Origin of the sequence: Bacteroides sp. AM16-24 (genome assembly GCF_003471885.1) — a bacterium.
In the GTDB taxonomy this organism is placed as follows: domain Bacteria; phylum Bacteroidota; class Bacteroidia; order Bacteroidales; family Bacteroidaceae; genus Bacteroides.
This window is the reverse complement of sequence record NZ_QRKI01000034.1, coordinates 335-606: the sequence shown is the minus strand read 5'-3', so window position 1 is coordinate 606 and position 272 is coordinate 335. Positions and strand designations below refer to the sequence as shown.

The window sequence follows — 272 nt, the reverse complement described above, 5'->3', positions numbered from 1 at the left end:
TTCAAGAGCCTGCTGTTCTACTTCGGGATGCTGTCCATACAAGGTACTGATTTTGGCAGTGCCATTCTTGGCATTCCGAACCTGACTGTACGCGAACAGCTTTATACATATCTGGTAGAAGCCTATCGCGAAGCAAAAATGTTTGATCTGGACCTTTCCTCTTTTTCCGGTCTGGTGAAAGAAATGGCTCTTCGTGGCGAGTGGAAACCCGTTTTCCGCTTCTTCGCCCGCGAACTGGAACGTCAAAGTGCCATCCGTGAGTTCATTGACGG

General features: G+C 48.9%; 1 pseudogene. It reads left to right on the top strand.

Annotated features, from left to right (window positions below):
- Window positions 1-272: pseudogene (locus tag DW182_RS21680) on the top strand (hypothetical protein); the annotation flags it as partial.